This window comes from Gilliamella sp. CG25 (assembly GCF_046635705.1).
Lineage (GTDB): Bacteria > Pseudomonadota > Gammaproteobacteria > Enterobacterales > Orbaceae > Gilliamella > Gilliamella apicola_I.
This window is the reverse complement of record NZ_JBIDFJ010000021.1, coordinates 1-6,638: the sequence shown is the minus strand read 5'-3', so window position 1 is coordinate 6,638 and position 6,638 is coordinate 1. Positions and strand designations below refer to the sequence as shown.

The 6,638-nt window shown below is 37.5% G+C and carries 1 protein-coding gene and 1 pseudogene; both read left to right on the top strand.

The window, feature by feature from the left end; genetic code table 11:
* A pseudogene (locus ACGH6P_RS10930) lies at window positions 1-883 on the top strand (hypothetical protein); the annotation flags it as partial.
* A partial coding sequence (locus ACGH6P_RS10925) for an SdrD B-like domain-containing protein (protein ID WP_411597473.1) occupies window positions 883-6,638 on the top strand: 5,756 nt, incomplete at its 3' end. The pseudogene ACGH6P_RS10930 and the gene ACGH6P_RS10925, both read left to right, overlap by 1 nt.

Genomic DNA, 6,638 nt, shown 5'->3' with positions numbered 1-6,638 from the left:
ATCGGATGTTTATGGGGTAAGTTATAAACCGACAGAAGCCCAATTTATAGAGGGGTCTTACTCGATAGGCCGTGTGAGCAACCGTCACCGCAATCATACCAGTTTAACCGGAAATGATGAAACTCGTCGTGATGTTTGGGCGGTGGGATACGGTTATAAAAATGATGTTTTCCAAATCCGTAATCGTGTGGAATACCGAATCGATAACGGCAATGAACGCATAAGACAATGGGTGACTACTAACCGGGCGAAGACGGTGGTCAATGAAGACTTAAGCTGGCTGGTACAGTTTGACTTTGCCAAGACGTTAGGGGAGCACAGAAACAACAGTGAAGTGGTGAGTAACTACACGGAATCGATGGTTGGTTTTGCTTACCGACCGAGAGCGATAAACAACCTGAACTTATTTGGTAAATTGACGTATGTGTATGGATTAGACCCGGATGACCAGTTGATAGTGAACTCAACGTCATCAAGCGGTAAACGTTATACGTCGAGCTTGTATGACCAAAAGAGCTGGGTATGGTCATTAGAAGGTGTTTACGAATGGAATGCGAACTGGGAAACGGCGTTTAAAGCGGCGCACAGACAGGGTCATTTACGTTATAAAGGTGAAAGTGACTGGTACTCATCGGGTGCAAGTTTGTATGCGGTGCGTGTTAATTACAAGACAGGCGACTGGGAATATCAGGTTGAAGGTCGAACGCTACGAACAAGTCTGGCAGATGACCACAAAGACGGATTGGTGACCAGTGTTTATCGTTATATTGGCGACAACATCAAGATGGGCGTGGGTTACAACTTCACGGATTATAACGACAACTTAACACACCTGAACTACCGTTCACGAGGTTGGTTTGTCAATGTAGTGGGGAGTTTCTAATGAACAGTTGGCAAAAAGTTACCGGTGTAGAAAAGCACTTACCGAAGATGCAGTTCAATGCCCCAAGGGTTGAAAAACGTAAAGAAGAGAAGAATTTACGCATATCAGGAGAGAAGATAATGCGAACTGAGCATAATGCAACAGTGCAAAAGACGATGCTAAGAAGCATAAAGCGCTTATTAGCTTCTGCGTTGATATCGGTGTCGACGATATCAACAGCATATGCCTTTGATATAGGTGGAAAAGTCTATTTAGATTATGACAATACGGCCAGTAAAACAGAAATGCCGTTAACGGGTTTAAAAGTTGAATTATATGACAGTAATCAAAAGTTACTATCGGACACGACCACAAATCAGGACGGTAGCTATAAATTAGATGCGCCGTTACTGGGGACATATAAGGTTGTGGCAAAGACGACGGAAGGTGAAACCATTGATCGTTCAGTGCAACTTATCGTTGATACTGGTGCGTCTGCTCAAAACTTATTTATCAAAGGGCAAGGCGGTGATATCAACTTAGCGATAAAAGACGACAAAGGAAATGGTGCAAAGAATATTCCTGTTAGGTTGATTCATACCTCTTCTTCAAGGCAAATTGTTTTTGCAACCAATAATGATGGTGTAGTTGAACTTAAAAATACCTTAAAAGGGCATCTGTATGACATGACGGTTGATACAGCAGATTTTGTTGCTGACTCAAGTAATAAAATCAAATATGCTTTATGGGATGCAACATTACCAGACAGTAAAAACGCCTACGTTAATAAAATTAGCTTTAATATGGCGGGTAAAAATCAAAAAGGGCAATTTAATGTTAAACCACGTAATGAATGGGGTATTGACGGAGTTGTCGCTATTGATCAAAATGGTGATGGGATCTATACAGTAGGCTCTGATACCGGTGCGATTGATATGAATGTCGAGCTTTACTATCCCGGCACGACAACCAAAGTACTAGGTACAGGAACAATAACTACAACTGATAATGGCCGTTATCGTTTTAGAGATCTAGCTGTTGCAAGTTATGACATAAAAGTAACCAATGTAAAAGCACCTTATATTCCACAGAATAAAACCGAACAAACTGTTAAAATAACTGATGCAATCGGTCAAACAAGTGGCCCGACATTTTTGTTAAATATTGATCCGAACGATACAACTTTAGCAGGTATATCAGGTTCGGTATTTGCATTAGGTTCAGAACAATTCCCTGAAGACGGCCCAGATGGGGGTAAAACAGGAAATACTCTACCTAAGGATGGTAGTACCTTTCTTAACACGCCAGTCAATCTTTATCAACATGATGGTAATAGTTGGATATTAATTGCTAAACAGACCACTAATAAAGCGGGGGCTTATAAATTTGGAGGACTAAGAGCGAATAAAGATTATAAAGTCGTTTTAGATGAATCTGGTATTGATACGACCAAATATTTCTTTATTGGCGATACAGATGGTAAATCAACCAGTACCTCATCTGAATCAAAAAGTACTCATAAAGGTAAAGTAAAACTCAGCAATGGTAAGCAAGACAAAATTGCTCCGAAAGAGATTATTATTCCCAATTTAAATGGCGGTACTAAGTCAAACCAAAACTTTTGGTATTCAATCATTGCACCAAGTCTATTAGCTGTAGAAAGTAGCTTACAGTCTACAAATAACCACGGAAACTGGGGTGGTATACAAAATGGTATTAGTGAATTAAGTACCGCACCTTATCTAGAGGTTGCTTTTTTTGAAGAAGATGGTGTCACGCCTGCGACCAAATTAGATGGGACACGTTTATATGCTAAATATCTAAAAGGTCCAGATGATTATTCGCGTGCTCAACGAGCTAGGGTTAATTCTGATCATGGTGGAATTTATACTTACAAAATTATTGGATATGATTCTAATTATTTAGATATCCAAGCTGTTACACAAGAATATCGAGTAAGATCAGTTGCAAATAATGCAAGTGCTACCGAAAGATTGGGTGGTTTTTCTATTGTATATTTTAGAGGTAAAACGCCTAACAGTATTTCGGGCTATGTTTACTTAAATAATAGCCATGTTGGTACCACCGGTAATTATGATCCTAAGTTAGATACGCCTATTAGATACACTCGTGTCGTTTTACAACATAAACAAGTATCTACTGGCAATTGGGAACGTGATGATATTGCTATTATGGGAACAAACAATGATGGTTGGTATAACTTTACCAAGTTACCTGATGGTGAATATCGAGTGGTTGTTCAATCAACTTTCGGCGCTGGCAGTAATGCAGATAAAAATGCTATTGAATTAGAACGTAATGATCAAAACGATACTATTGTTAATGAAACTTCTAGCATTATTGTAAAAGTAAAAGGCGGTCAAAACTATACTAAAGATACTAATTTCTGGTTTAAATTAAAACAACGAGATTATGTTGCTAAAGGTACAGTTTATTTGGATACTTACAGAGGAGAGGGTATACTTACTGTAGGTGGGACGGCTGATGCCTTTGATAAACCATTGTTTGATGCGACAGTTTTATTATGTAAAGATAATAATGATTGTACTTCACGCTCAGGTAAAAGTGTATTAGCTTCACAAAAAACCGATAAAACAGGACGTTATGAGTTTACTGGAAATGATGGACTGACGAGTGGGAAAGATTTTATCATTAAAGTTGTTCGCTCAGATACTGAGGCAGTAACAGATCCAAAACAAGGTCTTGCTCAGTTGCAAACGATTCGTTTTGATAAAATAGATTTACCTATTATCCATAACTTTTTAATGCAAGGTAAAAGTGATGCAATTACCTTTATTCCTATCAATGATTTAGATGGGAATGGTAAGTATGAAGGTAATGGTTCCAAAGAACAAGGTTATGGTAAATTTAAAGTTCTTTATTGGGATGGAAGTACTTACCAAGAATGGATGACGGGCGGAGATTTTTATCAGAATTTAATTCTTTACCGTTTACCAAAAGGTAAATATCGCATTATACATGATCCAGATAATACTAATTATAGTTATATTGATATTGCCGACAAAGATCCTGCTACAGCTGTAGGTATTTTTGACATAGAAGTCTTGGCCGATGGTACTTTAGCTAATAATGTTGAATCTAGTCAATATATTATGCAAGCATCAAAAGCATCTAAAGGAATATCAGGAAATCTTTACCTAGATATTACAGGTTCCAAAAAAATAGAAGATGCGGTTTTATTAACAAGTCAAGAGTTAATGAGATATAATAAAGATGCGCTTAGAGTAGAAGGCTTTTTTACGCCTCGTTTCTATAAAGGATACAATAATGGAAATATTAGCGCTATTTTAAATCAATCTGACTTTGTCGATAACAATGTAAAATATACGGGTGAATTTGTTTATAATGACACTAATTCACCTCGTGGTAATTTGTATTTAACTAATATAATTCTTAGATTACGTGGACTAGATTCACAACAATTTGAATTAGTTGCTAGTGGTAATGAACCTCAAGGCAGTCTTATTCCTAGTGAGCTGAAAAAACCAGAGTTTTTACAAGTTGCCCCTATTCCATCTGCTGGTGCAACTGATCAGTATTGGATAGTAAAACTGAAACAACCTACCGAAATCAGTGGTCGACTTTATTTTGACTATGATGAGGATGGTAACTTCAATGCTAGTAAAAGTGATGTGCCACTTGCCGGAGTAACGGTTGAATTATATCGTGATGGAAAATTCTATGTTAAAACTAAAACCGATAAATCTGGTATATACACTTTCCAAAATTTATTTAATGATACTTATACCATTAAAGTTACAGAAGAAGGCTTGGATGTAAGCGTTTATGAACTAAAATCAGAGTTTGATACTGTACCAAATATTAAAATTACATCACAAACACCAAAAGTATCAGGTGGTAATTTAGATTTCATCTATAAGAAAAATGGTGATGCAGCTATTGCAGGTTATGTAATGGTTGATATTAACAACAATGGTAGAACGGATATTAGTTTTGATAAAACAGGTGATCTTCCTGTATCGAATGTTAAGGTTAAATTATTTAAAAAATTAAATAATTCTCTTATTAACTATCTTGAAAGTACTACTAATGAGAAAGGCTATTATAGTTTCACTGGAATTGATCTTAATACGGACTACGTAGTTCAAGTTGTTCCTACAAGCAATTATGGCGTTATTTCAAATGCTAATCAAAAAGCTAGTGCAACTTTAGACACAATAACCTTTAAAGATATTGGACGAACTGTACAAAACCAATCCTTCCTATTAGCTGGTAGTTCAAACAGTTCACCGGCGGCAGGTATAAGCAGTAATCAAGCAATCAATAGTGGTATTGCGGGTAAAACTATTATTGACGGCACATCACCTGAATTACCAATTGATCATGTATTGATTGGCCTAGTTGATTCAAACGGAACAGAGATCGCTCGTCAATATACCAATGATAAAGGTGAATATCATTTCTATAACTTACCTTCCGGTAAGTACAGTATTAATGTTGTAACCTCGCCGGATGGTTATTCATTAGTTAAAAATAGTGAAGGTTCAACTCAACCAATCAGTACTTTATCCAATATTCAAATAACCAATACTGGTGTCTTTGGTAATAGTTTCTATTATAAAGAAGCAAGTGCTAACGGTATTCAAGGGAAAATCTTCGTCGATTATGCCGATAATAATAACGATTTAGATCCTACAAAGGCGTTTACCTATTTACTTGATAGTGCGATCTCGTATACCGTTGAATTGCATGACGGTTTAGATGGTACTGGTAAGTTATTAATGACCCAACAAACCGTGGATGGTGAGTATCAATTCCCTAATTTGATGTTTGGTAATAGTGCTAACTATTCTGTGGTGCTGAAATTAGGCGCTAATGCCGACCATGCGTTTAAACAAAGCTCAGCCGGTAAAGATCCGAAACATATTGTTATTCCGGTTGCGAGTTTACCAAAACAAGGCTCACTGGATAATAATTATCTGTTGGTAGGAAAACAAAAAATCGATGGTGTCGTCTGGATTGATGAAAATGACAGCAAAGACAGACAGGATAACGAAGGGCGTAATGGCATCAATGTGACCCTTAATTATCAGGCACCGGGTGCAACGGATTATGTTGAACTTAAAAAAGTTGACACCAAAACGATGAATGGCAAACAAGGTTACTATCAGTTTGAAAAATTACCGAAAGGCGGTAACTACCAAATTAAGGTTAGCACACCAGAAGGAACGGAATTAATTGCGGACAGTGTCATAGCCGGAAATAGCGATAACTTTGTGTTTAACCCGTTAACACAAAATGAGTTAGACAAAAATTCAGCGTATAAATATATTGCCATGATCAAAGGTCATGTCAGCATTGATATAGACAACAGCCGAACCCACTCAGCGATTGATGCGGATTTATCCGGTTTAGCATTAACTCTGACTAAAACGGGTAGCACAATTACGAAACAAGTGACCACTGACAGTAAAGGTAACTTTGAGGCGGGCAACGTATCGGAAGGCGATTGGATTATCACGGCAGACAGTTCGCAAAGTGTGGCTGACTGGGATGGTTACCAATTGAGCTATACGGATATAGGTCAAGGTGCAGTTAAAGCCGGATCACCTAACTTATCGCTAAAAGTGCATGTTGCTGATAATAAGTCATTAGTTAACGGAATAGAAATAGGTTATCACGGCAGTGCGGTTATCAAAGGTTATGTGGTGATCGATGCCGATAACGACGGAAAATACAGCGCAAATGATATTGCCTTTGGCGCCTTAAGTAC